This window comes from Bacillus sp. JZ34 (genome assembly GCF_053903205.1).
In genome coordinates, this window is sequence record NZ_CP096403.1 from 712690 (window position 1) to 738011 (window position 25322).

At 44.9% G+C, this 25322-nt stretch carries 26 protein-coding genes, 2 pseudogenes and 1 other annotated feature; of the genes and pseudogenes, 20 read left to right on the forward strand and 8 right to left on the reverse strand.

The features are described 5' to 3' along the window. Positions 1-186: 186 nt before the first annotated feature. Positions 187-443, forward strand: a binding site (T-box leader). A 61-nt stretch (positions 444-504) separates the two neighbouring features. Continuing rightward, positions 505-1872: an amino acid permease gene (locus M1D90_RS03475; protein WP_023856323.1), complete on the forward strand. Its 1368-nt coding sequence runs from the start codon at positions 505-507 to the stop codon at positions 1870-1872. Positions 1873-2011: 139 nt separating this feature from the next. Beyond that, complete coding sequence (locus tag M1D90_RS03480) at positions 2012-3019, forward strand: LLM class flavin-dependent oxidoreductase (protein ID WP_456283135.1); 1008 nt, start codon at positions 2012-2014, stop codon at positions 3017-3019. An 89-nt stretch (positions 3020-3108) separates the two neighbouring features. Here M1D90_RS03480 and M1D90_RS03485 read toward each other — a convergent pair. After that, positions 3109-3207, reverse strand: a pseudogene (locus M1D90_RS03485) (hypothetical protein); the annotation flags it as partial. Positions 3208-3500: 293 nt separating this feature from the next. On the opposite strand from M1D90_RS03485, the gene M1D90_RS03490 reads away from it, so the two are divergent. The 8 genes from M1D90_RS03490 (at position 3501) to M1D90_RS03525 (ending at position 11623) form a co-directional block, all read left to right on the forward strand. Beyond that, positions 3501-4541, forward strand: coding sequence for a sugar-binding transcriptional regulator (locus tag M1D90_RS03490; RefSeq protein ID WP_105979735.1), 1041 nt, complete (start codon positions 3501-3503; stop codon positions 4539-4541). A gap of 33 nt (positions 4542-4574) precedes the next feature. Further along, a complete protein-coding gene (gap, locus tag M1D90_RS03495) occupies positions 4575-5582 on the forward strand; it encodes a type I glyceraldehyde-3-phosphate dehydrogenase (protein ID WP_020453005.1) in 1008 nt (335 codons plus the stop codon). 174 nt (positions 5583-5756) lie between these two features. Next, positions 5757-6941: a phosphoglycerate kinase gene (locus tag M1D90_RS03500; RefSeq protein ID WP_020453004.1), complete on the forward strand. Its 1185-nt coding sequence runs from the start codon at positions 5757-5759 to the stop codon at positions 6939-6941. Between the two features lie 30 nt (positions 6942-6971). Further along, complete coding sequence (gene tpiA / locus M1D90_RS03505; protein WP_020453003.1) at positions 6972-7733, forward strand: triose-phosphate isomerase; 762 nt, start codon at positions 6972-6974, stop codon at positions 7731-7733. After that, positions 7726-9261, forward strand: coding sequence for a 2,3-bisphosphoglycerate-independent phosphoglycerate mutase (gene gpmI, locus M1D90_RS03510; RefSeq protein ID WP_020453002.1), 1536 nt, complete (start codon positions 7726-7728; stop codon positions 9259-9261). Before tpiA ends, gpmI begins: the two co-directional genes overlap by 8 nt. Before the next feature lie 22 nt (positions 9262-9283). Continuing rightward, positions 9284-10576: a phosphopyruvate hydratase gene (eno, locus tag M1D90_RS03515; protein WP_020453001.1), complete on the forward strand. Its 1293-nt coding sequence runs from the start codon at positions 9284-9286 to the stop codon at positions 10574-10576. A 136-nt stretch (positions 10577-10712) separates the two neighbouring features. Then, entirely contained in the window at positions 10713-11345 is a 633-nt protein-coding gene (locus M1D90_RS03520; RefSeq protein ID WP_456283136.1) for a type 1 glutamine amidotransferase family protein, read from the forward strand. Positions 11346-11542: 197 nt separating this feature from the next. Continuing rightward, positions 11543-11623 carry a putative holin-like toxin gene (locus M1D90_RS03525; RefSeq protein WP_095292191.1) on the forward strand — a complete coding sequence of 27 codons (81 nt, stop codon included), beginning with the start codon at positions 11543-11545 and terminating at the stop codon, positions 11621-11623. Positions 11624-11927: 304 nt separating this feature from the next. Here the strand turns inward: M1D90_RS03525 and M1D90_RS03530 are convergent, their stop codons facing one another. The 3 genes and pseudogenes from M1D90_RS03530 to M1D90_RS03540 form a co-directional block, all read right to left on the reverse strand. Further along, a complete protein-coding gene (locus M1D90_RS03530) occupies positions 11928-12317 on the reverse strand; it encodes a hypothetical protein (protein ID WP_101561450.1) in 390 nt (129 codons plus the stop codon). Between the two features lie 621 nt (positions 12318-12938). After that, positions 12939-13439, reverse strand: a pseudogene (locus tag M1D90_RS03535) (methyl-accepting chemotaxis protein); the annotation flags it as partial. Then, positions 13423-13551 carry a hypothetical protein gene (locus tag M1D90_RS03540; RefSeq protein ID WP_257878897.1) on the reverse strand — a complete coding sequence of 43 codons (129 nt, stop codon included), beginning with the start codon at positions 13549-13551 and terminating at the stop codon, positions 13423-13425. The pseudogene M1D90_RS03535 and the gene M1D90_RS03540, both read right to left, overlap by 17 nt. A 204-nt stretch (positions 13552-13755) precedes the next feature. On the opposite strand from M1D90_RS03540, the gene M1D90_RS03545 reads away from it, so the two are divergent. The 3 genes from M1D90_RS03545 (at position 13756) to M1D90_RS03555 (ending at position 17425) form a co-directional block, all read left to right on the forward strand. Then, positions 13756-14703, forward strand: coding sequence for an ABC transporter substrate-binding protein (locus tag M1D90_RS03545; RefSeq protein WP_101561452.1), 948 nt, complete (start codon positions 13756-13758; stop codon positions 14701-14703). Positions 14704-14833: 130 nt separating this feature from the next. Then, positions 14834-16612, forward strand: a complete 1779-nt coding sequence (locus M1D90_RS03550) for a zinc ribbon domain-containing protein (protein ID WP_456283137.1) — start codon at positions 14834-14836, stop codon at positions 16610-16612. Between the two features lie 438 nt (positions 16613-17050). Beyond that, entirely contained in the window at positions 17051-17425 is a 375-nt protein-coding gene (locus M1D90_RS03555) for a VOC family protein (protein WP_095292199.1), read from the forward strand. 163 nt (positions 17426-17588) lie between these two features. On the opposite strand, the gene M1D90_RS03560 is transcribed toward M1D90_RS03555, so the two are convergent. Further along, positions 17589-18368, reverse strand: a complete 780-nt coding sequence (locus M1D90_RS03560; protein ID WP_456283138.1) for a zinc ribbon domain-containing protein — start codon at positions 18366-18368, stop codon at positions 17589-17591. 159 nt (positions 18369-18527) lie between these two features. On the opposite strand from M1D90_RS03560, the gene M1D90_RS03565 reads away from it, so the two are divergent. After that, positions 18528-19160 carry an NAAT family transporter gene (locus M1D90_RS03565; protein WP_020452994.1) on the forward strand — a complete coding sequence of 211 codons (633 nt, stop codon included), beginning with the start codon at positions 18528-18530 and terminating at the stop codon, positions 19158-19160. A 51-nt stretch (positions 19161-19211) separates the two neighbouring features. Here M1D90_RS03565 and M1D90_RS03570 read toward each other — a convergent pair whose 3' ends face one another. Further along, positions 19212-19751: a GbsR/MarR family transcriptional regulator gene (locus M1D90_RS03570; RefSeq protein WP_020452993.1), complete on the reverse strand. Its 540-nt coding sequence runs from the start codon at positions 19749-19751 to the stop codon at positions 19212-19214. Between the two features lie 257 nt (positions 19752-20008). Between M1D90_RS03570 and M1D90_RS03575 the strand changes: the two genes are divergently transcribed. Genes M1D90_RS03575 through M1D90_RS03590 form a run of 4 tightly spaced genes read left to right on the forward strand, consistent with a single transcriptional unit; the run spans position 20009 to position 23448 of the window. Beyond that, positions 20009-21148 carry a betaine/proline/choline family ABC transporter ATP-binding protein gene (locus M1D90_RS03575; RefSeq protein WP_020452992.1) on the forward strand — a complete coding sequence of 380 codons (1140 nt, stop codon included), beginning with the start codon at positions 20009-20011 and terminating at the stop codon, positions 21146-21148. Positions 21149-21169: 21 nt separating this feature from the next. Next, positions 21170-21823 (forward strand): ABC transporter permease, encoded by a 654-nt coding sequence (locus tag M1D90_RS03580; protein ID WP_456283139.1) that lies wholly within the window; start codon positions 21170-21172, stop codon positions 21821-21823. 13 nt (positions 21824-21836) lie between these two features. Further along, positions 21837-22754, forward strand: coding sequence for an osmoprotectant ABC transporter substrate-binding lipoprotein OpuCC (gene opuCC, locus M1D90_RS03585; RefSeq protein WP_103750129.1), 918 nt, complete (start codon positions 21837-21839; stop codon positions 22752-22754). Between the two features lie 16 nt (positions 22755-22770). Next, complete coding sequence (locus M1D90_RS03590) at positions 22771-23448, forward strand: ABC transporter permease (protein ID WP_020452989.1); 678 nt, start codon at positions 22771-22773, stop codon at positions 23446-23448. A 48-nt stretch (positions 23449-23496) separates the two neighbouring features. Here the strand turns inward: M1D90_RS03590 and M1D90_RS03595 are convergent, their stop codons facing one another. Both M1D90_RS03595 and M1D90_RS03600 read right to left on the reverse strand, forming a co-directional pair. Beyond that, positions 23497-23895: a helix-turn-helix domain-containing protein gene (locus M1D90_RS03595; RefSeq protein WP_224066730.1), complete on the reverse strand. Its 399-nt coding sequence runs from the start codon at positions 23893-23895 to the stop codon at positions 23497-23499. Between the two features lie 172 nt (positions 23896-24067). After that, complete coding sequence (locus M1D90_RS03600; RefSeq protein ID WP_020452987.1) at positions 24068-24469, reverse strand: transcriptional regulator; 402 nt, start codon at positions 24467-24469, stop codon at positions 24068-24070. 152 nt (positions 24470-24621) lie between these two features. Here M1D90_RS03600 and M1D90_RS03605 point away from each other — a divergent pair, with 152 nt between their 5' ends. Continuing rightward, positions 24622-24855 (forward strand): helix-turn-helix domain-containing protein, encoded by a 234-nt coding sequence (locus M1D90_RS03605; RefSeq protein ID WP_085959538.1) that lies wholly within the window; start codon positions 24622-24624, stop codon positions 24853-24855. A 28-nt stretch (positions 24856-24883) separates the two neighbouring features. Next, positions 24884-25165: an AbrB/MazE/SpoVT family DNA-binding domain-containing protein gene (locus M1D90_RS03610; protein ID WP_020452985.1), complete on the forward strand. Its 282-nt coding sequence runs from the start codon at positions 24884-24886 to the stop codon at positions 25163-25165. Positions 25166-25322: the final 157 nt, after the last annotated feature.

Genomic DNA, 25322 nt, shown 5'->3' on the forward strand with positions numbered 1-25322 from the left:
TTCCCTCTTTTGGGGAATGCTCCATCATCATGAAAGTTGTGCATATCTTCCCTTGTATTTTCCAATGGAAAAGGCGATTTTCCTTGAAAAAAGAGAAAAATTTTAATTTTTATTTTTTGGCAGTGGATTTGATGTTGACAAAGTCAAGATCGGCACGTATATTATATGAATATATTTCAGGCAGAAGAAAACACAATGAACGGGAGCAGTAAAAGATCGGCATTGGCAAAGAGAGCTGCGGGTAGGTGCGACGCAGACCAATGAACCTTTGAACTCGCCCGGGAGTGGACTGGCTAAAGGACGGACATCAATTCCTGAGGACATTACGATTAACCTTCGTTAACAGGTTTGCACAGTATGGCTGTGCATCGCAAAGCTGGATTCTTGGCATAGAATCAAAAAGAGTGGTACCGCGGTAAGCTTCAAAGCTCATCGTCTCTTTATCTTCAAATCGAAGAGGGAGACGGTGAGCTTTTTTCATTTTACTAGAGGAAGTGAACATAGATGGAGAAAGACATGCAGAAGCTCGAGCGCACAATGACATCGCGGCATATTATGATGATGGCATTGGGCGGAGCCATTGGAGCAGGATTATTTAAAGGAAGCAGCAAAGCGATCGATTTGGCGGGGCCTTCGGTCATGATCGCCTACTTGATCGGCGGCGTGATTTTGCTGTTTATCATGCAGGGGCTTGCCGAGATGGCTGTCCGAAACAGTGAAGCCAGAACATTCAGGGATCTCGTTCAATCAATATTAGGGCCGTATGCCGCTTATTTTTTAGACTGGATATACTGGAAAATGTGGGTTCTCAATATTGCGGCAGAGGCTGTTGTCGCCGCGATATTTTTGCAGTACTGGCTGCCGGGGCTGCCGATCTGGGTGCTGGCGCTGTTCGTTTCACTCGTCATTACGAGCGTGAATTTGCTTTCTGTCAAAAGCTTTGCCGAGACGGAATACTGGCTTGCCCTTATTAAAATCACAGTGATTGTCGTCTTTATTATATCCGGATTTATCTTGTTATTTTTCTCTTTTGGACAACACTCAGCTGTTGGTTTTACTCATTTGACAGACCATGGCGGCTTCTTCCCGAATGGCGCCGGAGGGCTGATTACAGCCATGCTAGTTGTGATCTATTCCTACGGCGGAACCGAAATTATCGGGGTGACACTGGCGGAAACCAAAAACCCTGAGAAGGTCGTGCCTAAAGCTGTGCGTGGAACGTTGACGCGCATTATTGCTTTTTATCTTCTGCCGTTTTTCGTGATCGTCAGCTTGATTCCATGGAATCAAGTCAACGGTGTGTCGGAGAGTCCTTTTGTTATGGTCTTTAAGATGATCGGCATTCCCGGAGCGGATCATTTGATGAATGCGGTCATTTTACTGGCGGTCATTTCTTCGATGAACTCAGGGCTTTACGGTGCCTCCCGAATAATGTATACACAGGCATCAGACGGAAGAATGCCGAAAATCTTTTCGAGACTTTCCATGAGAAAAGTGCCGGTTTATTCGATTCTATTGTGTACTTCTTTCTTATACTTGGGCGTATTGTTTTCACTGTTTGCCGGCAGCCAAACGTTTGAATATTTGATGGGGTCTCTCGGCTATACCGTCCTTGTGATCTGGATGCTGATTGCCGCTGCCCATTTAAAATCGAGAAAACGGAATCAAACAGCGGGGAACGGCTACTATGTCAAATGGTTCCCTTATACGACTTGGCTGGCAATCATTTCACTGACAGCGATACTGATCGGTGTCATCCTGACCACATCGATTGTCATTACATTGGTGACGGCGGGAATCTATCTGCTCATTAGCGCTGCTTATTTCTTTAAAGGAAGGAACCAGACAGCCGGCCAAACGTCCGCTTCTTAAAAAAAGGCTTGCCTCCGCAGGGAGGCAAGCTTTTAACACATTAGTTCGATTTTTTTCGAACTAATTTCTTTTATTCACCTGAACGATTATGTTATCGTCTAATTACATGACCACTACACTTCAGGAAGAAGGAAAGACAATGTCAAAACAGCATTTCAAAAATACGAAGTATTCCGTATTAAATCTGTCTCCTATCGTACAAGGCGGAGATGCGGGACAATCTTTTAAACAATCTATGGATTTGGCGCAGCATGCCGAAAGATGGGGATACCACAGGTTCTGGCTGGCTGAACACCATAATATCGAAGGCGTTGCGAGCTCGGCTACCTCTGTTTTGATCGGTTATATCGCCGAGGGCACCAAGAAGATGCGCATCGGTTCGGGAGGGATTATGCTGCCGAACCATTCCCCGCTCGTTATCGCCGAACAGTTCGGAACGCTTGAATCCCTTTATCCAGGCAGAATCGATTTAGGACTGGGGCGCGCTCCGGGTACGGATCAATTAACCGCCCGCGCATTAAGAAGAAATATAAGCAGCGGGGAGGATTTTCCCGAGCAGCTTGAAGAACTCCGCCAGTATTTTAAGCCGTCCGGCAATGTAAGAAATCACGTGCGCGCCATACCGGGCGAAGGGCTTGATGTGCCGATTTGGCTTCTCGGTTCAAGCGGATTCAGCGCCCGGCTTGCCGGGGAACTCGGTTTGCCGTTTGCATTTGCGGCTCATTTTTCGCCGGCCAATACGCTGCCTGCCTTGGAACTGTACCGCAGCTCGTTTAAGCCGGGCGTCTTGGAGGAGCCTTATGCGATGGTCGGGGTGACCGTGATCGCAGCCGATACGGACGCGCAAGCGCAGCGCCTTGCAACATCGCACTATCAGAAGTTTTTGGATCTTGTCCGCGGCGCCCCGACTCAGCTTAAGCCGCCTGTAGATGATATGGATCAGATTTGGACGCCGCGTGAAAAAGCGATGGTGAATGAGCAGCTCAGCTCAACGATCATCGGCGGGCCGGACACTGTGAAAGAAAAGCTTGAAGAATTTATCCGTACGACTCAGGCGGACGAGATCATGATCAATTCAGAAACGTTTGACCATGCTGATAGACTTCGCTCGTTTGAAATCATTGCTGATGTCTGGAAAAATGGATAAACGGCAACAAAGCAACGGAACGGAAAAACCGCCCGTTGCTTTTTTTATGAGTACGTACTTTAGCAATATATTTATTTTTGAAAATAGACGAAGATGAGGGACGGTACCATACCGTACGCGAGCATCGACCTCCATCCGGTATGTACACCCCATTCTAACGTCCCAGAACGTTGGACAGCCAGATTCATTTTGAATATTTCCGGTCCGTAATGCGCAATGGCATTCATAGTTTTTTTTCATTGAGGCACGTTTTCATGAAATATGTATAGTATAGAAATCAACAGGGACAATAATTAATACAGATGTGTGAACATTCGCGCGAATGTTGTCGATGAATTGATTCTTAACAGTTGAATAAACATTTTAACCCTGTTACAATAAGGAATGTAAGCAGGAGCAATTTTTTTTTGGCTGAGGTGGGACGTTTTCAGTCACTACGGGACATTATTTGTCCAGGACGAGATGAAAGGAACGTTTTGGCATGAATCAACTAATACAGGCTCAAAAAAAATTATTGCCGGATCTTCTCGATGTCATGCAGAAAAGGTACAAAATTTTGCAGTACATAAGGCTGACTGAACCGATCGGCAGAAGAAGCCTTGCCGCCAGTCTCGGCATCAGCGAGCGGATTTTAAGGGCGGAGGTTCAGTTTTTAAAAGAACAAAATCTACTAGAGATTAAAACAACCGGCATGATATTGACACTTGAAGGATCCAACCTGCTGAAAGTTCTCGAAGATACGATGAAGGATGTTTTAGGTTTAACCCATTTGGAAAATACATTAAAAGAGAGGTTGAACCTCGACGAAGTCATCATTGTATCGGGAGACAGCGACCAGTCCCCATGGGTCAAAAAAGAGATGGGGAGAGCGGCCGTCGCATGCATGAAAAACAGGTTTACGGGGGAAAATATCGTCGCCGTAACCGGAGGTACGACGCTTGAGGCCGTGGCAGAAATGATGTCGCCTGACTCGAAAAACCGCAAGCTGCTTTTTGTTCCGGCAAGAGGCGGGCTCGGCGAAAACGTCAGGAATCAGGCCAATACGATTTGCGCCCATATGGCTGAAAAAGCTTCCGGTACATACAGACTGTTATTTGTGCCGGGTGAGCTGAGCAAAGAAGCATATTCTTCTATCATTGAAGAGCCTTCTATTAAAGAAGTGCTTCAGACAATTCAATCGTCCAGTATGGTGATCCATGGAATCGGGGATGCTAAAACAATGGCAGAACGAAGAAATACACCGAAGGAAGATTTGAAGAAAATAGAAGAAAATGAGGCAGTTGCAGAAGCGTTCGGCTACTATTTCGACCGCCACGGAGAAGTCATTCACAAAGTGCACAGCGTTGGCATCCAGCTCGAAGATCTTGATTCAATCCCGAACATCATTGCGGTGGCGGGAGGCTCGTCAAAAGCGGACGCGATAGAGGCGTACTTCAAAAAGCCGCGCAACACGGTTTTGATCACTGATGAAGGAGCCGCGAAACAGTTATTAAGGGAAGCTTCTTCCCTCAATATAAATTAAATATCTCTTATTTACTTAAAGGAGGAAATCATCATGGCAGTAAAAGTCGGTATTAATGGTTTTGGTCGTATTGGACGCAATGTATTCCGCGCAGCATTAAATAATCCTGAAGTTGAGGTTGTAGCAGTTAACGATTTGACAGACGCTAACATGCTTGCTCACCTATTACAATATGATTCAGTACACGGAAAATTGGACGCAGAGGTTTCTGTTGACGGAAACAACCTAGTTGTTAACGGTCAAACAATCCAAGTTACAGCAGAGCGCGATCCTTCTAAACTTAGCTGGGGCAAACAAGGCGTTGAAATCGTAGTTGAATCTACTGGTTTCTTCACAAAACGCGCAGATGCGGCGAAACATTTGGAAGCCGGCGCGAAAAAAGTTATCATCTCAGCTCCTGCGAGTGAAGAAGATATTACAATCGTTATGGGTGTTAACGAAGATAAATACGATGCGGCTAACCACGATGTGATCTCTAACGCATCTTGCACAACAAACTGCCTTGCGCCGTTTGCAAAAGTTCTGAACGACAAATTCGGCATCAAACGCGGTATGATGACAACTGTTCACTCTTACACAAACGATCAGCAAATCCTGGATCTTCCGCACAAAGACTACCGTCGTGCGCGTGCGGCAGCTGAAAGCATCATTCCTACAACAACTGGTGCAGCGAAAGCCGTTTCTCTTGTACTTCCTGAATTGAAAGGAAAACTGAACGGCGGAGCAATGCGTGTTCCAACACCAAACGTATCACTTGTTGACCTGGTTGCTGAACTTGACAAAGAAGTAACAGCAGAAGAAGTAAACGCAGCGTTTAAAGAAGCAGCAGAAGGCGAACTTCAAGGCGTTCTTGGCTACAGCGAAGAGCCGCTTGTTTCTAAAGACTACAACGGCAATGCAAACTCTTCTACAATCGATGCTCTTTCTACAATGGTTATGGAAGGCAGCATGGTTAAAGTTATTTCTTGGTATGACAACGAAAGCGGATATTCTCACCGTGTAGTTGACCTTGCCGCTTACATCGCAAAACAAGGTCTTTAATCCGGAAACCAGAATCAGACTTGGTTCTTGATGAGAGAAGCGCTATAATGAAAGCGGACAAGGGAAGGGGACACACACTCCCTTTCCCTTTTTCCATATCGGCGCCAATTAAGCCGCCCGGGGATTTCCGTTTTCAGGCTTGTAAAACATTAAAAGGAGGATCTCCTAAAAGCCATGAACAAAAAATCAGTAAAAGACATTGATGTAAAAGGCCGTGTTGTTTTCTGCCGTGTTGACTTTAACGTTCCGATGAAGGACGGAAAAGTGACGGATGATACGAGAATCCGCGCCGCACTTCCGACGATTCAATACTTAACAGAGCAGGGAGCGAAAGTTCTTCTTGCAAGCCACTTGGGCCGTCCGAAAGGCCAGGTTTCAGAAGAGCTTCGCTTAACGCCGGTAGCCGCACGCCTCGGCGAACTGATCGGCAAAGAAGTGAAAAAAGCGGATGAAGCTTACGGCGACGCCGTAAAAGCGCAAATTTCCGAAATGAAAGACGGAGATATTCTCGTATTGGAAAATGTCCGCTTCTATCCGGGAGAAGAAAAGAATGATCCTGAGCTGTCTAAAGCGTTTGCCGACCTGGCTGACGTTTATGTCAATGACGCATTCGGAGCGGCTCACCGTGCCCATGCTTCAACAGCAGGTATCGCTGAACACCTTCCGGCTGTTGCAGGCTTCCTCATGGAAAAAGAGCTTGAAGTGCTGGGCAAAGCACTGTCTAACCCTGAACGTCCGTTTACAGCGATCATCGGCGGCGCAAAAGTAAAAGACAAAATCGGCGTGATCGAAAGTCTTCTTGAGAAAGTAGACAACCTGATCATCGGCGGCGGTCTTGCTTACACGTTCGTTAAAGCGCTGGGCCATGAAGTAGGAAAATCCCTGCTTGAAGAAGATAAAATTGAATTGGCTAAATCTTTCATGGACCGCGCCAAAGAAAAAGGCGTGAACTTCTACATGCCTACAGACGTGCTTGTTGCTGACGATTTCTCAAACGACGCCAACACGAAAGTCGTGCCGGTCAGCGAAATCCCTAGCGACTGGGAAGCCCTTGACATCGGGGAGGAAACAAGAAAAACATATGCTGACGTCATTAAAAACAGCAAGCTTGTTGTTTGGAACGGACCGATGGGTGTATTCGAACTCGATGCGTTCGCTAAAGGAACAAAAGCTGTCGCTGAAGCTTTAGCAGAGGCAAAAGATACATACTCTGTCATCGGCGGCGGAGACTCTGCAGCTGCTGTAGAAAAGTTCGGCCTTGCTGACAAAATGAGCCACATTTCAACAGGCGGCGGAGCTTCCCTTGAGTTTATGGAAGGAAAAGAACTTCCTGGCGTCAAAGCATTGAACGACAAGTAAGCAAAATATACAGCATAAGGAGTGGAGCACATGAGAAAACCAATAATAGCCGGTAACTGGAAGATGAATAAAGTGCTTTCAGAAGCTGTCAGCTTCGTTGAAGAAGTGAAATCTTCCATTCCCGCAGCAGATAAAGCAGAAGCTGTTGTCTGTGCGCCTGCACTGTTCCTTGAAAAGCTTGCATCAGCTGTTAAAGGTACAGATCTGAAAGTCGGCGCGCAAAACATGCACTTTGAAGAAAGCGGTGCTTTCACGGGTGAAATCAGCCCTGCGGCTTTGAAAGACCTCGGAGTTGAATACTGCGTCATCGGCCACTCCGAGCGCCGCGAAATGTTTGCTGAAACGGATGAAACGGTCAACAAAAAAGCGCATGCTGCATTCAAATATGGCATCGTGCCGATCATCTGCGTAGGTGAAACGCTTGAAGAGCGCGAAGCAAACAAAACAAACGAGCTTGTTGCAGACCAAGTGAAAAAAGCACTTGCAGGTTTAACAACTGAACAGGTAGCTGCTTCCGTGATCGCTTATGAGCCGATCTGGGCGATTGGAACCGGCAAATCTTCAACTGCACAAGATGCAAACGAAGTATGCGCGCACATCCGCAAAACCGTTGCATCAGAATTCGGACAAGCTGCAGCAGACAGCGTCCGCATTCAGTACGGCGGAAGCGTAAAACCTGCGAACATTAAAGAATATATGGCCGAATCCGATATCGACGGCGCTCTTGTCGGCGGAGCAAGCCTTGAGCCGCAGTCTTTCGTGCAATTACTGGAGGCAGGTCAATATGAGTAATAAATTGGCCGCACTCATCATTTTGGATGGGTTTGGACTAAGGGACGAAACAGTCGGAAACGCCGTAGCCCAAGCGAAGAAACCGAACTTTGACCGCTATTGGAACAAGTATCCGCATCAGACGCTGACAGCTTCAGGCGAAGCGGTCGGACTTCCCGAAGGACAAATGGGAAACTCTGAAGTCGGCCACTTGAACATTGGCGCCGGACGGATCGTCTATCAAAGCCTGACGCGCGTCAACGTCGCAATCCGTGAAGGCGAATTTGAGCGGAACGAAACGTTTTTAGACGCGATGAAACACGTCAAAGAAAAAGGCACAAACCTCCACTTGTTCGGACTGCTGTCTGACGGCGGAGTACACAGCCATATTCAACATTTGTACGCACTCTTGAAGCTTGCGAAAAAAGAAGGCGTTGAAAACGTCTATATTCACGGCTTCCTTGACGGCCGCGATGTAGGCCCGCAAACAGCTGAGAAGTACATCAAAGAGCTTCAGGAGCAAATCGAAGAAATCGGCGTCGGCGAGATCGCAACATTGTCAGGCCGCTATTATTCAATGGACCGAGACAAGCGCTGGGACCGCGTCGAAAAAGCGTACCGAGCCATGGCATACGGAGAAGGACCGAAATATGAAAATCCGCTCGATGTCGTGAAAGATTCTTATGAAAACGGAATTTACGATGAATTCGTCATTCCTTCCGTCATCACGAAAGAAAACGGCGAGCCTGTTGCGACAATTAAGGACAACGATGCGGTCATTTTCTACAACTTCAGACCTGACCGGGCGATCCAGATTTCCAACACGTTCACCAATGATGACTTCCGCGATTTCGACCGCGGAGACAAGCATCCGAAAAACCTTCATTTCGTCTGCTTGACACATTTCAGTGAAACGGTTGACGGATACGTGGCATTCAAACCGGTCAATCTCGACAACACAGTCGGCGAAGTTTTATCCCAAAACGGGTTGAAGCAGCTTCGCATCGCTGAAACTGAAAAATATCCGCACGTTACGTTCTTTATGAGCGGCGGACGCGAAGAGAAATTCCCTGGCGAAGAGCGAATCTTAATCGACTCGCCTAAAGTTGCAACATACGACTTGAAACCTGAAATGAGTGCATATGAAGTAAAAGATGCGCTTGTCAAAGAAATTGAGGCTGAAAACCATAACGCGATCATCCTCAACTTTGCCAACCCTGACATGGTCGGACATTCAGGAAAAGTCGAGCCAACGGTCAAAGCAATCGAAGCGGTTGACGAGTGCCTCGGCGAAGTCGTTGATGCGATTCTTGCAAAAGGCGGCCACGCGATTATTACGGCCGACCACGGTAACGCAGACGTGCTGATTACCGAAGAAGGCAAGCCGCACACCGCACATACGACAAATCCGGTTCCTGTCATCGTCACAAAAGAAGGCGTGACATTAAGAGAAGGCGGAATCCTCGGGGATCTGGCGCCAACTCTTTTAGACTTGCTGGGTGTTGAAAAACCGAAAGAAATGACAGGATCGTCATTAATTCAAAAATAAGCTTTAAAGGAGAGAAACAAACATGCCATACATTGTTGATGTTTATGCACGTGAAGTATTAGACTCCCGCGGTAACCCGACGGTTGAAGTTGAAGTATACACTGAATCAGGAGCTTTTGGACGCGCGCTTGTTCCAAGCGGAGCTTCCACTGGTGAATACGAAGCTGTTGAGCTTCGCGACGGCGACAAAGACCGCTACCTTGGAAAAGGCGTTTTAACAGCCGTTAACAACGTAAACGAAATCATCGCACCTGAGCTTATCGGCTTTGATGTGACAGAGCAAGTATCAATCGACAAATTGCTGATCGAACTTGACGGAACTGAAAATAAAGGCAAGCTCGGCGCCAACGCCATCCTTGGCGTATCAATGGCCGTTGCCCGCGCAGCTGCAGATTTCTTACAGATTCCTCTATACCAATACCTTGGAGGATTCAACTCTAAAACGCTCCCAGTACCGATGATGAACATCGTAAACGGCGGAGAGCATGCGGACAACAACGTTGACATTCAAGAATTCATGATCATGCCTGTCGGTGCGGAAAACTTCCGCGAAGCACTTCGCATGGGAGCACAAATTTTCCACAGCTTGAAATCAGTTCTTTCTGCTAAAGGAATGAACACTGCTGTAGGTGATGAAGGCGGATTCGCTCCAAACCTTGGTTCTAACGAAGAAGCGCTTCAAACAATCGTTGAAGCGATTGAAAAAGCCGGCTTCAAACCTGGCGAAGAAGTGAAATTGGCTATGGATGCTGCATCTTCTGAGTTCTACAACAAAGAAGACGGCAAATACCATCTGTCCGGCGAAGGCGTTGTGAAAACATCTGCTGAAATGGTTGACTGGTACGAAGAAATGGTTTCTAAATACCCAATCATCTCTATCGAAGACGGACTTGACGAAAACGACTGGGAAGGCCACAAACTACTGACTGAGCGTCTTGGCTCAAAAGTTCAGCTTGTCGGTGATGACCTTTTCGTTACAAACACGAAAAAACTTGCTGAAGGCATCAAAAACGGCGTCGGCAACTCTATCCTGATCAAAGTAAACCAAATCGGTACATTGACTGAAACATTCGATGCGATCGAAATGGCGAAACGCGCAGGCTACACTGCTGTTATCTCTCACCGTTCTGGTGAAACTGAAGACAGCACAATCGCTGACATCGCTGTGGCAACAAACGCAGGACAAATCAAAACAGGTGCTCCGTCCCGTACGGACCGTGTTGCGAAATACAACCAGCTTCTTCGCATCGAAGATCAGTTGGCTGAAACTGCTCAATACCACGGTATTCAATCTTTCTACAACTTGAATAAGTAAGCATAAAAAAGAGCTTGGCTGCTGATGCGGCCAAGCTCTTTTTTGTGTGAAAGCTTAATTTTTTCTTTACCCTGACAAGAGCTGTCAGGGTTTTTGACTATAATAGGCTGTATCAATTGAGATTGGAGTGTTATGGATGCAGTCGAAAACAGTTTATCTTTATGCATTTCCTACAATGTCGGATTGGGAATATGGATATTTAATGGCCGAACTGAACTCGGGAAGATATTTCAAAAAAGATGCAGCACCTTTAAAAGTCATGACAATAGGAGTGACTAAAGAAATGGTGACGACGATGGGAGGGCTGCGCATCAAACCGGATATCTCACTTGATGAGTGGACGCTTGAGAGTACGGATCTTTTAATTTTACCCGGAGGGAATACTTGGGGAGAAGAGATTCATCAGCCGATCTTAAAAAAGGCCGGCGAAGCTTTAGAGCTTGGCGCGATGGTTGTCGCAATTTGCGGCGCAACTGCGGGACTGGCGAATAACGGATACTTGAATTCAAGAAAGCATACAAGCAATGACCTGGCATATATGAAAATGGTCTGTCCCCATTATAAAGGAGAACCATTTTATGAGATGGAGCCAGCGGTATCTGATGAGAATCTGGTTACTGCATCAGGAACGGCTCCTCTTGAATTCGCGAGGGAAGTGCTGAAAAAATTAGACGTGTTTGCACCGGATACATTGGATTCATGGTATCAACTCAATAAGACCAGCCAACCTGAATATTTCTTCACGTTAATGAACTCGATCAATAAGTAGCTCAAAGACCATGAGGAGAACGATGCTTTAGACGCTGGAGGAGCATTTTTTTCGGTGGAAAAGCAAATTTCATGAGGGAAAAGGGTTTTTTATTTTATTTAACACTCTGCTTGGTATGGTATAATCTACCTCGTATAAAAAGCTTTGCTCACTCAAGGGAAGTCTTGCTCATCCCCTTCTGAAAGGGGGTGATAAAAGTGACAGCATATGAAACAATCTCTTTAATGATTGCTTTTGGCATGCTGATTGCCATGTTGTCAAAGAACAAAGAAAAATAGACCGCCCCTTGAGCCTGGAAAGTGATAGGGAGTGGTCTATTTTAGATCAATCTGAGCAAGCCCCTTCGAAGGGCCGGCTTTTTGTACAAGCCGAAGTGTTGGAGCACTTCGGTCTTCTTAATATATACAACATGCTTTCTGAGATTACATCTATATCATAAGGAATTTTCATTAATTTGTAAATGGTGATAGCAAATTGTTGTTTTTATGAATCGGAAAGGTATTTTCTGCCCCATTTTGTCTAGCACTGTTTACAACCTTGGGCTCCAACAACCCTTCAGCCTAAGAAAAAGCCCACCCGTTATCACAGACTTTTCACAGGTTTCAGAAGCCAGGCGGGAAGAAAACCGCTAATGCCAATGATCAAAAAACCAATGATCGACAGCAGTGCAATCGCAATGGAAGAGAGCGTTTGCTGAAGGCTGTAAGCCGCGCAGGAAAGCAGCACACCCAATCCTAAGGTGATGAGGAAGACCTTTTGATTCGTGAAAAACAACGTTTCAGATCTTTTGAATTTGATATAAATTAAAGGAAGACCCGTATAGCCTCCTATGATAAGTGTGAACAGCATCGCTAAAATAAACTGAGGTATAGCTGAAACATTGACTCCGAACATTTCTCCAAATGAAACCGACCAGCTGCTTAACATCACAAATCCTAAAAGATAGAGAATGGATAAAGCCAAATTTTTCATTTAAATCCCTCCACTTGAAAATATACACTATAAGTATTCAGAAGTAAAAGCGGAATAATTATCTTAGTGTTTGAACTAAAAAACTATTGTTTTATTAAGAAAAAATAGTTGAATGGAGTTTGATGGTATTAAAAGAATTTTTGGGAGAATATGCTATAATTAACTTATACATTTAAGGAGCTGTTTAATTTGAAACAATATAAAGGGGATGGCGCGGTATTTCTAGTAATCGGTTTTTGTTTAGGGCTTTTCCTTGGAGTCGTTTTTAATATTTTATCGTATGGTCTTTCCATAGGAATAATGCTTGGATCGTTAATAGATCTTTCTTTTTATATTCGATACAAAAAGATAAACAATAAATAGAGTGATCTTTTAATTAAACATCTATGCCACGTACAGGATTCTAACTATTTGGCTGTCCAGATGAGAGTACTGTTAAATATTCTATTTGGTTATTTTTTTGACAAAGCATAAAAAATAAATCATACATACTACATTCAATGGACTTAAATGATTCATGATAGTGTTGGACATTATGTATCACTTTATGATTTTTTTACTTATCTTCAAAATAAAAATAACACCCTTGCGTCTTTTAAGCGAGGGTGTTATTTAATTGCTCTACATTTTAAACTGAGAAATCTTTTCTTGAAGGTCCTGCGCTATAACAACCAGGTCTTCTGATGCTTTGGCGATTTCTGCCGTAATCGATGACTGCTCCTCTGTTAAAGCGGATGAATTGTTTACGTTTTCGCTTGTGTTCACTGAATAATCGTGCACTTGTTTGACGATATCGCGCATTTGTTTTGTATGTTCTTCAACAGCTTGGATATCATCTTTGATAAGCTGAATATTTGCTGTCACATCATGGATAGATTGATGGATGCTTGTAAAGGACTGCCCCGTTTGTTTGACTTTTTCGATGCCTGTATGTGCAGCTTGCTGGCTGTCTTTCATCGATTCGACTGAATGGGTTATCCCGTCTTGTATTGAGTGGATGGTAGCTGAAATATCAGTCGAAGCATTTTTTGTTTCCTCGGCAAGCTTGCGGACTTCCTCAGCCACGACGGCGAACCCTTTTCCTGATTCACCAGCTCTCGCCGCTTCAATAGCAGCGTTTAATGTTCTCTCTATAGGTGATATATATGATAATCGACAGAATGGTTGCAAGCAGCGGGATCAAGATCATGATTTTCAAAAGAGTTGGCAAGTTTTCAAAAGCGAATGCTTTCAAAATAGAACCTCCTTAAACCTCTGATTAAGCTTTATCGGCTTTTCGCCGATTCCACTGGATAATCCCACCTGTAAAACAGCTTAAAAACGGTCTTCAGCATCATCCAAAGCAGATTTATAGGAATTTAATATTGACTTTGGGTTGTTTCATTATATAATCTAATTGATAATGAAAATCATTTGAGAAAAGGGGATACAGCATATCATGAAACGTTTTAAATGGTTTGCGCTGTTCGCTGCGCTTTTCCTTGTATTAGCCGCCTGTGGAAATCAAGAGAAAGAACAAGCTGCGGAGAAGAACGACAGCAAAGATTCCTATACTGTAAAGCACGCAATGGGAACAGCGACAATTGACGGCACTCCGAAAAAAGTCGTTGTGCTGACGAATGAAGCGACAGAAGCAGTGCTCGCCCTGGGTGTTAAACCTATCGGCGCCGTTCAATCCTGGCTGGGAGATCCATGGTATGATCATATTAAAGATAAAATGAAAGGCGTAGAGAACGTCGGAACGGAAGCTGCGCCGAATATTGAAAAAATCGCGAGCCTGAACCCTGACCTCATCATCGGCAACAAAATCCGCCAAGAAGAAGTATACGACAAGCTGAAAGCCATCGCGCCGACCGTATTTGCCGAGACATTGTCAGGGGAATGGAAAGACAACTTTAAGCTGACAGCCGAGGCGCTCAATAAAAAAGCAGAAGGCGAAAAAGTCATCGCTGACTTTGATAAGCGTGTTGAAGACATTCATGAAAAGCTCGGCGATAAAGTGAAGCAAAAAGTCTCTCTCGTCCGCTTTACAGATGCCGATACCCGCATCTATCACAAGGGATCGTTTGCCGGAACGATTTTGGATCAGCTCGGTTTTGCAAGGCCTAAAGGCCAGGAAGCCAACGATCTCGGACAAATGGAAGTGACAAAGGAGCAAATTCCTGATATGGATGGAGACGTGCTTTTTTATTACACGTATGAGACAGGCAATGACAAAGCAAGCGCCATTGAGAAAGACTATGTCAACGATCCGCTCTTTAAAAATTTAAGCGTCTCCAAAAAAGGAAACGTCCATAAAGTGAGCGATGCCGTCTGGAATACAGCCGGGGGCGTCCTTGCAGCGAATCTGATGCTTGATGATATCGAAAAATACTTTTTAAAATAATGAAAAAAAAGTCAAACGGATCAGCGCATTCGTTTGGCTTTTTTTGATGCTGCCTTAAGATTAACTCCCTTCTTACGATAAATATAGTATAAAATGACTAAATAGGTTTAAGTTTGATAGGAGGAAAGTCATGAATTTTTGCAAGGAATGTGGAAGGGAACGAACAAAAAATGCGCTGTATTGCAAGCATTGCGGCGCGCGGGTGGACGAGGAACGAGCTTCCGATCCGGCGGCAGGGTATCAGCGTGCGATGACACGAAAAAGAATCATCATCATGGCAGCAATCGCGGCCTGCTTGATTTTATTGTTTGCCGGCTATAAAACCGGTGAAGCACTCACTTCAAAGGAAAAACTGATTTCCGATTTTGAAGCTGCCCTCGATCAGAAAGATGCCAAGAAAGCAGCAAAACTGCTTCAATCATCAGACGTGGATCTGGCTGTCACGGAGAAAAACGTCAAGCCGCTCCTCGATTATTTGAAAGAACATCCGGATGAAGAAAAAGAGCTGATCTCATCCTTAAAGAGCGGTGCCGGCCATCCATTGATGACGATCGAAAAAAAGGGCAGACGTTTTTGGATCTATGACCACTATGTCTTGAACACGGTGCCTGTCTATTTAACGGTTAAGACAAACTATAAAGATACCGGCCTGTTTGTTAACGGTGAGAAGGTCATCACAACAGAAAAAGAAAACTTCGAGAAAAAAATCGGCCCGTTTGTTCCCGGTATTTACGAGGTGAAGGCAAAGCTGAAAAGCGGAATCGCCGACCTTGAAAAAGCGGAAAAGGTCACTGCCCTCCAAGGTGATGTGAAGGTTAATGCGGACCTTGACGGGCACATGGCAAAGCTCGTCTTTGGAGAAGGCTATGAAAACTTGAAAGGAACGCTCTGGATCAATGATCAGGAGATGAAGATCAACCCGTTCAAAGGAACTGAATTCGGACCCGTGCTGACTGACGGTTCAATGACTGCTGCGGTTGAGGCGCAATTTCCGTGGGGGAAGCTGAAAAGCGAAAAAGCGCCGATTGAAAGCGGGGAAATCGAAGTCAATCTTGCTTCAGACAAGGAATTTATGGATGAGATGATGACCACGGTCGTCAGTCATACAAAAGAAGCAGCAAAGGCCTTTGCAAGCGGCGATGTCAGCGGCATGACACTGGCCGCGACGTCTTATCAAACTAGCCTGAAAGAGGTCACGGACGGGCTGAAAAGCAGCAGCACCTACTATAAAGGCACCTACTTATCTACCGTATTTGATCTTGATTCGTTTCGGCTGTACAAAGAAGACGGGCAATGGAAAACAGAGGTTAAAGGGATTGAAAAGCATAAATCGGCTTATTATGACGACTACAGTGCCCCTGAACTGGAAGAAAACGATAACGGCTATACGTACACACTGGTCTATTCAGAAAGCAAGAAAAAGTGGTTCGTCGAAAAAAGCGATCCTGAAGCCGTTATCAATATCGAACATCAAAAAGAAATCAAAAATGACAATCCGAAGGAATACACATCGGCATGGGCTTCGGCAAAAGGAGCTGTGAACAATGCATCAGCAGATGAAGAGCTCACTGATCAAAAGGTTGCTTCCGCCATTGAAACGTATTTATACGGTCTTCAAGGCGCCATCAACACAAACAATTTCGGCCTTGTCCGCGACAGCTTGAAAGAAGGAAGTCCGCTGTACAACGATCAAAAGAAACTTGTCACTAAACTGTACAACAGCGGGACGCAGGAAGAAGTTGCAGATTTCAGCGTAAACAGCTGGAAGCAAAACGGGCGGGAGGCAACGATTAAGACAACGGAGAAAATCAATATCATTAAAGGCGGAAAAGAACAACTCAAAACCTACAAGTGGACTTACCATGCTGTTGTAGAAGGCGGGGAGTTACTTTTGATCTCAATAGAATAGTATAGTAAAGCAAATATAAGGGAATTGTATGATTTTACCGTTAGCATGATTGTTTTAAAAAGATCAGGCTGTTGTATAAATAAGAGACACGATGGCATGTCAGTTTTGCTTGTAGAGAAAGCACTGTCTTCTCTGCAAGCTTTTATTTTATCTAAAAGGAATAACCCTAAATAAAAAACTTGGTCATCAATATAATATACATCTTGGCTGGAACTTGGCTAAATCAGAACTATTTTTTGTGTTTTACGGACTCCCAGTAATGATTGTGATCTACTTTAAACCTCTCACCATCATTAGTATCCATAAACTTAAAAAAGTTCTGCTGAAAGAAGGATTTTTAAGTCAATCGACGAAAATGTTATTCAATCAACAAGATTATAAAGTGCAAAATTAATAGTAACGATGAGAAATTTTCAATCCAGAAAGTAGGTGTAAAAGATGAAGGCCAAGGTCTGTATGGTATCCATTAAAGTAACAGACATGAAAGAGGCGAAGAAGTTTTATTGTGAAAAAATGAATTTCAATTTAGAAAAAGAGTATGGAGAGAATATCATTGAATTAAATGTAAATGGCTTTCCAATCATTCTTGAGAAAGCTTCGAAACCGAATACCTTAGACTATGGAGAAAATTCACAAGTCGTACTTGGATTACAAACCGATGATCTGAATAAGGACTTAGAACATCTGAAAAAAAACGGTGTGAAAGTTTTGTACAAAGAACCGCAAAAATGTCCGCCGGGTCATTATACTGTCATTGTTGATCCGTTCGATAATAAAATTGAGCTGCTTGAATTCTCCAAATCAATGGCATAACGATTGTAGAATGCATACAACGTTCTGGTTTGCCATCAAACTCAAAAAAAGCGCGTCATCGACATCGTTTTTTTATCGGGAAATTGGAATAAATACATAAAACAGGCCGGTTTATAAAAATCCGACCTGTTTTGGTATCCCCCCCCTTTTTCCCTTGAGTCCTCTAAAACAGCCGCCCTAATATAGAGCCTCCGATCCTTCCGAAATATTCAAGAAACAAATCTCCCATGAACCGCACAGACATAAATGTCAGCAAATAGACGATCAGCGTCGCGTAAATCGTATCAACAGCGCCTGCCGCTTTTTCGTGGTAGCTCAAGATGACAGCCGGCGGAATTAAAAAGGCGATACCGCAAAGGGCAAAGAAAAGAATGTATACAAACAAACCCGTTTGCATGAATGATAAGAGCAATGCGGCGAGCAGAAGTGCGACGAAAGGAACAAGCACCGTTCCAAACCGTCCGAGCACTTCCTTAAATGTCGCTTGCACACCTCGAATGCGCACACCTGCGTATGTAAAAACAAATAATAAGAAAATATAAATAGCAAAGGTAAAAGCGGGCTTGACAACGATATCAAAAAATGTCGGCATTGCGTAGGATCGGCCGAATAATCCGGAATAGTCCCCCAGAGAGTCAAAAAAGCCTTTGAGGCCGAAGTAAAACATCAGCGGCACTGTAAGCGCAAAGATCACCATTGTGATGATGCTGTTGAGGACGTGCTGTTCCCCCGCGTTTTTCATTTCGGTATACGGTCGTTTCAATACCTTTAAACAAAAGGAAAAATACATGGAAGACGCTTGTTTCGCCGCCTCCGTGTACCTCGCTGCCTGCGGCGTTTCAGCGGGAGCCTTGCTGTCAGCACTGCCGCCTGCCAAGCTTGCCCCGCACTGTTCACAAAATTTTCCGCCATCTGTTTGATGGCCGCACTTTGAACATGTCATAAAAATAAAATCTCCTTTGAAATAGTTATTTTATCCTATAAAAAATTATTATAAAGGAAAGTGCCGCAAGATGACATTGTTTTTTGAAAGTTTAAGCGGCCAATGTCGGAGGTAAAAATCGATTACCCATATTTTTTACTGAGAAAGGAGTGGTAAACCGTGTTTGCTTTTATCATCCATGTTTTTGTATCATTGTTCGCCGTCACAAATCCGATAGGCAATGTGCCGATCTTTTTGGCGCTCACAGAAGGCTATGAAGCAAAAGAACGCACCGCATTGGCGAGAAAGGCTGCAATTTTATCGTTTCTGATTCTGATCGCGTTTCTCATATTCGGAGAGTTCATCTTCAGGCTTTTTGACATCAACATCCATGCGTTGCGAGTTGCCGGGGGTATTTTTATTTTCGGAATTGCCTACAATCTGTTGAATGCGAAGCAGTCTCATGTTCAGTCGCTCCATCATGATGAACACCGCGAGAGCAAGGAAAAAGAGGATATCTCGGTGACGCCGCTCAGCATTCCGATCATTTCGGGGCCCGGAACGATTGCAACGGTGATGAGCCTTTCGGCCGGCAGTCGCAGCCTGGTTCATTTTGGCGGTATGATCATCGGCATCGCCGCCGTCCTCCTGCTGACGTTTGCGGCTTTTCATTATTCGACGCTGATCAGCAACAAATTGGGGCAGACGGAAATGAATGTGATCACCCGGCTGATGGGCTTGATTTTGGCGGTCGTGGCGGTCGGCATGATCGGCACGGGCTTAAAAGGGATGTTTCCGGTTTTGTCGGGATGATTGGAGAAAAAGCAAAAAAAGCTGCTTTATTCTTTGCAGCTTTTTTTCGATTTATGAAGGTTTCGGCACATGCTTGAAGATTTCTTCGCTTTCTAAAAACGCGATCAGATTGTCAAGCCACTCGCAGTAATCGATCCATTGTTTTGTTTCTGCCAGCAGCTCATTGATTTTAGCTTCGGTTTCGGGTGAAAGGCCTTCTTCCTCAAGGGCTTCCAACAGCTCTTTTCTGATTTTCTTCCCGATCATCCTGTTCTTTTTGACGACTTTGCTCCAGTTGGCCGTAAACAATGAAATAAACGTTTGGTAATAATCTTGTTCGACATCGTACAAATCTTTGCGGACGCCTTTTTCAAAAACTTTTTCGGCTATATTTAAATCGAGCATTTCGCGGACGACCTGGCTCATTCTCGTTTTGCTCATGCCCGTTTCTTCTGACAGTTCATTTAAAGTCATCGGCTTTCTGTTCATATAGATAATCCCGAGCACGCGGCCGACAGTTGATGATATACCGTACGTATTCATGTTTTCCGCGATTTTTTCTATGAAATGTTCTTCCGCTTGTTTAATCGCCTTTAAAGCGTTTTCCTCCAAAGCACATCATCCCTTCGGGCAGCCAATTTTATTGTCAATATATCATAATTTTGCTAGCGGTTGAAAACACTAAAACGGCAGGAAAATAAAGAAATCGGCCGTAATTTTAAGAATAACCAGCAGATTGATGCCGTTAACATATATTTTTATGTCTTATATATATAATTTAAACACTTTGTAAACTTTTTATTTTACAAAGTGTATTTTATAATAAATGAGATGTTGAAATTTTTAAAAAACAGATGGAGGTGTGCGTTTTGCTGAAGCTAGAAAATGTATCGAAGGTTTATAAAGGCGGAAAAAAAGCGGTCAAGAACATTGATCTTGATATAGCAAAAGGTGAATTTATCGTCTTTATCGGACCGAGCGGCTGCGGGAAGACAACGACGATGAAAATGATCAACCGTTTAATTGAACCGACTTCAGGAAGCATTTACATCGACGGAGAAAACATAATGGATCAGGACCCGGTGGAGCTGCGCCGGAAAATCGGCTATGTCATTCAGCAAATCGGACTCTTTCCCCATATGACGATTCAGCAGAATATCACGCTTGTTCCAAGGCTTTTGAAATGGCCGGAAGAAAAGCGGAAGAAGCGGGCGGAGGAACTGCTTCAGCTCGTTGATATGGGGCCGGAATATTTGAACCGCTATCCTCATGAACTAAGCGGCGGACAGCAGCAGAGAATCGGCGTGCTGCGGGCGCTTGCGGCAGAGCCGCCCCTCATTTTAATGGATGAACCGTTCGGAGCGCTGGACCCGATCACCCGTGATTCGCTTCAGGAAGAGTTCAAAAAGCTGCAGAAATCGCTGGACAAAACGATTGTCTTTGTGACCCACGATATGGATGAAGCGATCAAGCTTGCCGACAGAATTGTGATTCTTCGTGCCGGCGAGATTGTTCAAGTCGGAACGCCTGACGACATTTTGCGGAATCCGGCGGATGAATTCGTTGAGGAGTTCATCGGAAAAGAACGGCTTCTTCAGTCCCGTCCTGACATCGAGCATGTCGAACAAGTGATGAATCCGAATCCGGTCACGATTACGAGTGAAAAAAACCTGACTGAAGCGATTCAAGTGATGAGGGAGCGCCGCGTCGATTCACTGCTTGTTGTGGACGAACGCAATGTCTTAAAAGGATATATCGATGTTGAAATCATCGATCAATACCGGAAAAAAGCCGTCACGGTCGGAGAGGTTGTCAATGAGAATGTCTACTCCGTTCAAAAAGGCACGCTCATCAGAGATACCGTCCGAAAAATTTTGAAAAGAGGATTCAAATATGTTCCCGTTCTTGATGAAGAAGGGCGCCTTGTCGGAATTGTCACAAGGGCAAACCTTGTCGACATCGTGTACGACTCGATTTGGGGAGATGAAGAAACCCTTGTCCAACGTTAAATGTAGGGAGGTGCATCAATCATGAATCAGATCGTCCAATTTCTCCAGAACAACGGCGGGGAAATCCTTTATAAAACATGGGAGCACTTATATATATCCATTTTTGCGGTGCTGCTCGGCATCATTATCGCGGTTCCGCTCGGTGTCGTTTTAACGAGAATGAAAAAAGGGGCCGGCGTCGTGATTGGAATTGTTAATATCATTCAAACGCTGCCGAGTTTGGCGATTCTGGCGTTTTTTATTCCGCTCCTCGGAGTGGGAAAGATTCCGGCGATTGTCGCGCTGTTTTTCTATTCAGTCCTACCGATTCTGAGAAACACTTACACGGGCGTAAAAGGCGTGAATCAAAATTTGCTTGAATCAGGAAAGGGAATCGGTATGACTGCATGGGAACAAATCCGCCTGATCGAACTGCCGCTGTCGGTGCCGGTGATCATGGCAGGCATCCGGACTTCCACCGTTTACTTAATCGGCTGGGCGACGCTCGCGGCTTTTATCGGCGGCGGTGGACTCGGCGACTATATTTTTATCGGGCTCAACCTGTACCAGCCTGAGTACATTATCGCCGGAGCGGTGCCGGTTACGATACTGGCCATTGTGATCGACTATATGCTGTCGAAAACCGAAGACAAAGTCACGCCCCAAGGATTAAAAGGGATGAAGGAAGTATCATAAGGAGTTGGCTCTTATGCAAACAAAAAAATTGAGACGGCTCGGCGCCGTCATGCTGGTCTTCTTGCTTTTGATCAGCGGCTGTGCGCTGCCGGGTCTTGGTGGGGCTTCCGATAAAACGATCAAAATCGGGGCGCAAAACCTGACCGAATCCGAAATTCTTGCCAATATGATCTCGCTTTTGATCGAGCATGATACAGATCTCAATACGGTGCTTGTCAAAAACCTCGGCTCAAACTATGTGCAGCACCAGGCCATGCTCGGCGGAGACATTGACATTTCAGCGACGCGCTATTCGGGAACAGATCTGACAAGCACGCTTGGAAGGGAAGCGGAGAAAGACCCGGAAAAAGCGCTTCACATCGTACAGCAGGACTTTAAAAAGAAATTCAACTACAAATGGTTTGATTCTTACGGATTTGACAATACGTACGCCTTTACAGTCACGAAAGAACTCGCTGAAAAAGGGAACTATGAAACCATATCCGATCTGAAAAAAGACGCGGATAAACTGAAGCTTGGCGTTGACAATGCCTGGCTGAAACGAAAAGGCGACGGATATCCGGGATTTAAACAGGAATACGGATTTTCATTCGGCTCGACCTTTCCAATGCAGATCGGACTCGTTTATGACGCCGTCAAAAACGGCAAAATGGATATCGTTCTTGCCTATTCAACGGACGGCAGGATCAAAGCCTATGATTTAAAGCTGTTAAAAGACGATAAACGCTTTTTCCCGCCGTATGACTGTTCGCCGGTCGTGCCGGAAAAAGTGCTGAAGGAACATCCAGAGCTTAAAGAGACCATCAATAAACTGATCGGAAAAATCGATACCGAAACGATGCAGGAGCTCAATTACGAAGTTGATGGAAAACTGAAAGAGCCTTCTGTCGTCGCGGCCGAATTTTTAAAGAAGCACAATTATTTTGAGTAAAAGGAGGGGCTGACAAATGGAAGTGCTGCAGCAGCTTTGGACGTATTATGCGCAAAACGGGAGCTATGTGCTGGGGGAATTTTACCGACACTTTTTAATGTCGGCATACGGCGTATTATTCGCCGCCGTCGTCGGCATCCCTGTTGGTATTTTCATCGCCAGATACCGGAAGATCAGCAAATGGGTCTTTTCCATCACCAATGTCATTCAAACGATTCCGGCGCTTGCGATGCTCGCCGTCTTGATGCTAGTCATGGGACTCGGCGCCAACACGGTGATTCTATCATTGTTTTTGTATTCGCTTTTGCCGATTATTCGAAACACATATACGGGAATCGTCAGCATTGAGCACGCCTACCTTGAATCAGGGAAGGCGATGGGCATGACGAAATTTCAAGTGCTCCGGATGGTGGAGCTTCCGCTCGCTTTGTCGGTCATTATGGCAGGGCTCAGAACCGCGCTCGTCATCGCGATCGGCATCACGGCCATCGGCACGTTTGTCGGCGCTGGCGGCCTCGGGGACATCATTGTCAGGGGGTCAAACGCGACCAACGGAACAGCGATCATTCTGGCAGGCGCGATCCCGACGGCACTGATGGCGATCATCGCCGATCTGTTCATGGGATGGCTTGAACGTGCGCTGAGCCCCGTTAAGCATCATAAAGGCAAGACGCCGAATCCGGATGCCGCTTAAATGGCAGCCGAAAAAAGCCGAATTTCTGCTAAAGAGAAATTCGGCTTTTTATGATTGGCGTTTTTTCGCTTCATTGACCAAAAAATGAAAGTACTGTTCGAGGTTAAGCAGGTCTTCGCGGGACAAGCAGTCCCATTTTCCGGGCTCAAACAGCCACAGATCTTCGACGCCATGCTTGGCCGCGATGTCCTGCATCGTGACATAGCCGCGCGGCTGTTCGCGAATCTCGTCAGCCCTCATATAACCGGCAATATCCATGAGCTGCTCGTACGGCATTTTCAGAGCATCGGCCAATTTTCTGATCGTCGCGGGCTTTGGAACGCCGCGGTGGCCGTTTTCGATTCTGGAAATGGCAGCGGCGCTCACACCGGCATACATAGCAAGCTGATTAACAGACAGGCTTCTTTGTTCCCTCAGCTCTTTGAGTTGTTCGCCGAACATTGTCATCGCCATCTCCCCCGCAAATTCATGATATAAACAGTTTAATACAAATGTTGACTAAAGGAAATACTTAAACAGGAAAAATATTGACAAAAGTTAACATAAGGGATAAAATAACAGCAGGGTCGAAAACAGACGAAAATGATAAAAAGGGGGGCGTGCGCTGCGGAGAAGGTATTCAGTTTTTGTTTCGGCTGCTTGCTTCCTGCACGAGAAAGTCGAAATATTTGTCCAGGTTTTCTATGTCTTTCTTTGAGAGCACCTTCCACTTTTCGCTGTCAAACAGAGAAAGATCCTCTAAATCGTACTGTGAAACGATGTCGTAAATGGAATCGTAGCTGCTTCTCGCTTCCTGGACTGTAGATGCGCTGATATAGCCTGCGGATGCCATCAGTTCCTCATACGGGACTTTCAAAGCGTCCGCCAGTTTTCTGATCGTCGCCGGCTTCGGCACGCCGCGCTTTCCGTTTTCAATTCGCGAAATGCCGGCCGAACTGACGCCGGAATACATTGCCAGCTGATTGACGGTCAGTTTTTTCCGTTCCCTTAATTGTCGTAAATGGTATCCAAAGTTCGTCATGGCCAAAACCTCGCAATCTCTTATTATAAAATATTTTAGTACGAATATTGCCTATAGGAAACATATGGATGATAAAAGTATTGACAAAAGTTAACAAATCGTTTATGTTCAATATAGACAAAAAGAAACATAAGAGATTAGAAAGGGGAGTAATCATGGTAAAAAAGATTCATATCAAAAGAGATTTTGTTCTCCAGTATATGATTGAACACAATCTCTCCTTAAATCAGCTTGCCATTGAAATCGGCGTATCCCCGGCGACTCTGAGCAGAGTTTTAAATGGCGAAAGGAGGCCCGGACAGCTTGTGATCGGAAAGATGATTCAGTATTTCAACAAAAAATTTGAAGATCTCTTTTATTATAAAGATGTTGACAAAAGTCAATAAACAAAGGAAAAAAGGAGGCTTTTCAAACGTGAAAAATACAGGAATTGTCCGGAGAATCGATGAGCTCGGCAGAGTCGTTCTCCCGGTCGAAATGCGCAGGGTGCTGAATATCAATGAAAAGGACCCGCTCGAAATATACACCGACGGAGAAAACATCATTTTGACAAAATACGCCGCCAACATGGCATGCTTGATGACCGGCGACATCACCACCAAAAATAAAACGTATGCGGGCGGCAAAATCGTACTCAGCCCAAGGGGAGCAGAAATGCTGCTGGAAGATATGATGGCGGCCTTGTCAGAAAAATGATTACATATTCCGCCTGATAGGGAGCATAGCCGCTCCTTTTTTTGTATACCTTATTCAGGCGCTGGGAAAAAATAAAAAAAGCTGTTCGAAACGCTCGTGACATGCGCTTGCTTTTCATGTAAAATAAAACTATTGTCAGCCAGTTTGTCTGGAGGTG

What these genes read in the sequence shown, in the direction of transcription:
- M1D90_RS03500 (WP_020453004.1), top strand. Translation starts at nt 5,757, where the DNA reads ATGAACAAAAAATCAGTAAAAGACATTGATGTAAAAGGCCGTGTTGTT.
- eno (WP_020453001.1), top strand. Translation starts at nt 9,284, where the DNA reads ATGCCATACATTGTTGATGTTTATGCACGTGAAGTATTAGACTCCCGC.
- gpmI (WP_020453002.1), top strand. Translation starts at nt 7,726, where the DNA reads ATGAGTAATAAATTGGCCGCACTCATCATTTTGGATGGGTTTGGACTA.
- M1D90_RS03530 (WP_101561450.1), bottom strand. Translation starts at nt 12,317, where the DNA reads ATGAAAAATTTGGCTTTATCCATTCTCTATCTTTTAGGATTTGTGATG.
- M1D90_RS03590 (WP_020452989.1), top strand. Translation starts at nt 22,771, where the DNA reads ATGGAAGTGCTGCAGCAGCTTTGGACGTATTATGCGCAAAACGGGAGC.
- M1D90_RS03520 (WP_456283136.1), top strand. Translation starts at nt 10,713, where the DNA reads ATGCAGTCGAAAACAGTTTATCTTTATGCATTTCCTACAATGTCGGAT.
- M1D90_RS03595 (WP_224066730.1), bottom strand. Translation starts at nt 23,895, where the DNA reads ATGACAATGTTCGGCGAACAACTCAAAGAGCTGAGGGAACAAAGAAGC.
- M1D90_RS03560 (WP_456283138.1), bottom strand. Translation starts at nt 18,368, where the DNA reads ATGACATGTTCAAAGTGCGGCCATCAAACAGATGGCGGAAAATTTTGT.
- M1D90_RS03555 (WP_095292199.1), top strand. Translation starts at nt 17,051, where the DNA reads ATGAAGGCCAAGGTCTGTATGGTATCCATTAAAGTAACAGACATGAAA.
- M1D90_RS03600 (WP_020452987.1), bottom strand. Translation starts at nt 24,469, where the DNA reads ATGACGAACTTTGGATACCATTTACGACAATTAAGGGAACGGAAAAAA.
- M1D90_RS03545 (WP_101561452.1), top strand. Translation starts at nt 13,756, where the DNA reads ATGAAACGTTTTAAATGGTTTGCGCTGTTCGCTGCGCTTTTCCTTGTA.
- M1D90_RS03580 (WP_456283139.1), top strand. Translation starts at nt 21,170, where the DNA reads ATGAATCAGATCGTCCAATTTCTCCAGAACAACGGCGGGGAAATCCTT.
- M1D90_RS03490 (WP_105979735.1), top strand. Translation starts at nt 3,501, where the DNA reads ATGAATCAACTAATACAGGCTCAAAAAAAATTATTGCCGGATCTTCTC.
- M1D90_RS03480 (WP_456283135.1), top strand. Translation starts at nt 2,012, where the DNA reads ATGTCAAAACAGCATTTCAAAAATACGAAGTATTCCGTATTAAATCTG.
- tpiA (WP_020453003.1), top strand. Translation starts at nt 6,972, where the DNA reads ATGAGAAAACCAATAATAGCCGGTAACTGGAAGATGAATAAAGTGCTT.
- gap (WP_020453005.1), top strand. Translation starts at nt 4,575, where the DNA reads ATGGCAGTAAAAGTCGGTATTAATGGTTTTGGTCGTATTGGACGCAAT.
- opuCC (WP_103750129.1), top strand. Translation starts at nt 21,837, where the DNA reads ATGCAAACAAAAAAATTGAGACGGCTCGGCGCCGTCATGCTGGTCTTC.
- M1D90_RS03475 (WP_023856323.1), top strand. Translation starts at nt 505, where the DNA reads ATGGAGAAAGACATGCAGAAGCTCGAGCGCACAATGACATCGCGGCAT.
- M1D90_RS03550 (WP_456283137.1), top strand. Translation starts at nt 14,834, where the DNA reads ATGAATTTTTGCAAGGAATGTGGAAGGGAACGAACAAAAAATGCGCTG.